2 protein-coding genes are annotated in these 2974 nt (G+C 63.4%); both read right to left on the reverse strand.

Annotated elements, in window-relative coordinates:
- The coding region (locus M529_RS47560; RefSeq protein ID WP_021320222.1) for a Hint domain-containing protein at positions 1 to 1200 on the reverse strand (1200 nt) is incomplete at its 3' end.
- Positions 1201 to 1608: 408 nt separating this feature from the next.
- The gene (locus M529_RS47945; RefSeq protein WP_021320223.1) at positions 1609 to 2934 is read right to left on the reverse strand and encodes an EAL domain-containing protein; all 1326 of its coding nucleotides are present in this window, start codon (positions 2932 to 2934) and stop codon (positions 1609 to 1611) included.
- Positions 2935 to 2974: the final 40 nt, after the last annotated feature.

Consider the following 2974-nt stretch of genomic DNA (forward strand, 5'->3'; position numbering starts at 1 on the left):
GCCACACAGCAGCGCCCGGTCGGAGAAGCGCTTCTGCATGGCGTGGATCAGTTTGCTGTCTTTCGCGACTTCGAAGCCAGGACGCTCGGCGCGACGGCGGACGAGCTGTTCCGGGCGAAGGCTCACGACATCCGCATTCTGGAAGAAATCGCGGTTGCCGCCGTCGACATAGGCTTCCGAATAGAGGCCGTGGGCCAGGATCACGTCGAACTGGTCCAGCTCGATATGATAGTAGGAAACGGCAGCCATGTCCTTGTTGGCGAAAATGCTGCTGCCGTTGACCAGGTCCTTAGCGCGGAAGAGCATGCCGTCGGTATAGATATGGTGCCACGGCGACACGCTGAGATCACGGCTGGGCACATTGTCGCTGATCGCGCCCTGCTTGATGACGACGGGGAAGAAGTCGTCGCGCTTCTCTTCCGGCACGCGGCGGATCAGGTCATGGCGATAGCCAACCCAGCGCACCTCACGCAGGCCGCCCAGGCACTCCACCTTGTCGCCGATCTCAATGTCCTCGACCACAACCTGGCCTTTGTCCGTGCTGATCAGCGTGCCCGCCAGGAAGCAGACCGGGGCGACGAAGGTGCCATCCGCGAAGAAGCTGCTCGGGTTGGCCATGATCTGGGTGGCCAGGTCGGGATCGATATCGTTGAGGGTGAAGGTGATGTTGTTCGCACCGGCCCCCAGGAGCCCGCCTTCGTCGCGCAGCACCAGGGTCATGTCGTTGCCGTTCATGGAAGCGCTCTGCACGAGGTCCGCATTGTTGAACGACAGGCTGTCGCCCCAGCTGAAGCCGTTGACCTCAAAGGCGGCGGCGCTGCCCAGCGCGCTTTCGTTGTAGGTGAAGGAGCCGGCACCGGCGCCGGTGAAGTTGATGGTCTGGGGCACCCCGACGCCGAGGGCGACCGTCGATTCATTGACGGTGATGCTGGAACTGTCGCCGACCTCATAGGTGATGCCGCCCAGCGCCGACACGTTCAGCAGGCCATAATCGACAACCAGGTTGGCGTCGTTAACCGTCGCGAATGTAGGGGTGGAACCCACGCTAATGCCGGCCAGGCCGTTGAGGGTAACGTCGACGCCGTCGACCGTCAGGGTGTGCGATCCCACCACGCTAAGGTTGATGGTGTCACCAGCATTCGCATTGTCTTCGTTGATTGTCTGATCGCTGGATCCAAGATCAATATTGATAAGTGCCATTGCCGATCTCCATTATTTGTTCCAAGAAGAACAGTTATCTTCCGTCGTGGTTGAGGCTGATGTTCGGATTGGTTCGAATGGACTTGTTTTATTGTTGGCGACGAAGATGATTGACGTGTCGCGGGTATTTTCTGCTTTGACGTGCAGAGGGGGGATTGGCGGCACTCGTGCCGGGCCAAGAAAAGGCGCGGATCATCGCGCGCCCTGGCCGGCTCCTTCGACCGGGCTCGCCGCGGCGACGCGACGTCACTCGGGGCAAAGGAAAAATGGCTCCGGAATAGAGTGAACGATCTGCCCGGCGGTCGCGTCCTGCCGCGCCCTGGAGAACAGCCGCGCCGCGTCTGCCTTGCCAACGGGGCGATTTCCTTCAGCCCATGTGCAGCAGGAGGGAAGGGGGGGCGCATGCCGCTATGCCGCCCGCTGCGCGTTGTGGGCGGGCGCTTCGGAATAGGATTTGAACGTCACGAGCGCGCGGATGCTGTCGCGATAGTCCCAATCCAGCCATGCGCGCGTCACGCTGGGGCGCCCGGCCTGGTGGCCCTGCAGCCACTGGACGCCGCTGGCCCTAGCGGCCTCTTCCTGCTGCGCCGTCTCGACCCCCTCGGCGATCACGGTCGGCGCCAGTGATCGTGCCAGCCCCACCATGTGGGGAAAGGCGGATGCGGTTTCGGCATGCTGGGTCGCCGCGCCCAGGAAGAAGGCGTCTACCTTCACGATGTCGGGGCGCAGGGCGAGAAGCTGGCGGGGAGAGGCGTAGCCAGCGCCGAAATCGTCGATCGCGATCCGGCAGCCGAGCGCGCGCAGCTGCGTGACGAAGTCCACGGTTTCGCGCAGGGAGGAGTGGGCCGCAGTCTCCGTGATCTCCACCACCAGCCGTCGCGCCAGGCTGCGGTCGCGGGAAAGGCGTTCGCGCAACTCCGACCAGAAGGCATCATGGCCGTTCAGGTGGAAGGAAGCGCTCTGTCCGGAGATATTGACGCCCAGGCAGACCAGCGGGTCGGCTTCCAGTTCGTCGATGACCAGGGAAACCGTCCGCTGATCCAGGATACGGACGAGGCCGAGCCGCTCCAGCGCGCCGATGGCTTCGCCGCAGGGCTGCTGCTGCCCATCGGCGGACACAGTCCGCAGCAGCGCCTCATAATAGAGGATGGCCTCCTTCTCGGTGGCGTTGCACACCGGCTGCCATACGAAATGCGCCTCGCCTCGGTCGACCTGGCGCAGCAGCGTCGCAGCGGTCCGCATGTCGGCGCGATAATGGTCAGCCCAGGCGCTGTCGTTTGCGGTGGGGCGCTCGGCGGCGCTTCGGCAGGCGCACAGCATGTCGCGGGCTATGCGCAGGCACTCTTCCGTGCCAGCGGCGGAAAGATGCGCATCGGAGGCGACCGCATAGCCCGTGGACAGGGAGAAATAGACGCGCTCGCCATCGCATTCGAGCGGTCTGCACATGATGAGGGTACAGACACTGTCGATCATCGCCGGCAGGGCATGCTCCCTACGGCGGGTGGACGCCGGGATGGCGGCGTACAGCATCCCCGGTTCGGTTCTCTGGATCCGGACACCGGTGAAAAGGCGAGCCAGCGCGACGATGACCGCATCGACCGCGGCATTGGCCGTGTCGAGGCTATAGACGGCGCGGAGCAGAGAATAATTGTCGATCCGGAAGGCTAGAACCAGATCGCCAATGCGAAGCCGGTCGATACCCTTTTCTGAGCCGTCCGCCGCTGCGCTGACCATCTTGCCCCCTGATCGATTGACCGAGTGACAGAATAGTCAA

The organism is Sphingobium ummariense RL-3 (assembly GCF_000447205.1).
Lineage (GTDB): Bacteria > Pseudomonadota > Alphaproteobacteria > Sphingomonadales > Sphingomonadaceae > Sphingobium > Sphingobium ummariense.

Excerpts from the sequence above, each read along its gene's own strand:
- M529_RS47945 (WP_021320223.1), bottom strand. The coding sequence starts at position 2,934 with ATGGTCAGCGCAGCGGCGGACGGCTCAGAAAAGGGTATCGACCGGCTT.